A 535-nucleotide genomic window follows, 5' to 3' on the forward strand; every position below is an offset into this window, starting at 1 on the left:
GCCCGCCGCCTCGAAGGCCTCGAAGAGGAACTCGCAGAGGAAGCTTACGGCGAGGTCGAACTCCGCCCCGGCGCGGCCGACCTCATCCAGCGCCTCCGCGACTACGGCCACCACGTCGCCATCTTCACCGGCGGCTTCGAACGCGGCGTCGAGCGCGCGCTCGAAAAGGAAGGCGTCGAAGTCGACGACATCGTCTCGAACCGCCTGCCCGTGAAGGGCGGCCGACTCACCGGCGACGTGGAGGGGTCGCTCATCGAGGGCACGAAGGACACGGCGCTTGAGAACCACGCCGCCGAACACGACGTCCCGATGGACCGCACCGTCGCGGTCGGCGACGGCGCGAACGACCTCCCGATGCTCGAAGTGGCCGGCCTCTCGGTCGGCTTCGTCCCCAAGGACGCGGTCCGCCCGGCCTGCGACGCCGTCGTCGCCTCCATGGACCGACTCGGAAAGCACTTCGAGAGCCACGGGATTCTCGATGCCGACGAGTAGTCTATTTGTGGTCTGCTAACACTTATCATATCTCGGCCCGTAG

The 535-nt window shown here is 67.3% G+C and carries 1 protein-coding gene; it reads left to right on the forward strand.

Annotated elements, in window-relative coordinates:
• Positions 1-492, forward strand: a 492-nt coding sequence (locus tag DVK01_RS21180; RefSeq protein WP_121538835.1) for an HAD family phosphatase, incomplete at its 5' end; no start/stop codon positions are given.
• Between the last annotated feature and the right edge of the window lie 43 nt (positions 493-535).

The organism is Haloarcula sp. Atlit-120R (assembly GCF_003665885.1).
Lineage (GTDB): Archaea > Halobacteriota > Halobacteria > Halobacteriales > Haloarculaceae > Haloarcula > Haloarcula taiwanensis.